This is a genomic window from Parendozoicomonas sp. 209JJ7-1, from assembly GCF_058147085.1.
Map to the genome: position 1 here is coordinate 1 of NZ_JBYVJU010000201.1, position 222 is coordinate 222.

Genomic DNA, 222 nt, shown 5'->3' on the forward strand with positions numbered 1-222 from the left:
CGCTTTGCTACCTGGACTTACGATGCCCAAGGCCGGGCCACCTCCTCACAACACGCGGGGCAGGAAAAAGTCACTCTGGACTACACCCATATTGATGATGCCGATGACCCCCGAGTTACTGTCACCAATGCTCTGGGTAAAGAGACTACTTACCATTACACCACTATTCACGGAGTGCGTAAGGTCACCCGCGTGGAGGGCCATCAGTCTGATAACTGTACT

Annotated in this window: 1 pseudogene; it reads left to right on the forward strand. The window is 53.6% G+C overall.

The window, feature by feature from the left end:
- Positions 1–222 (forward strand): annotated as a pseudogene (locus ACY2RQ_RS19960) (RHS repeat protein); the annotation flags it as partial.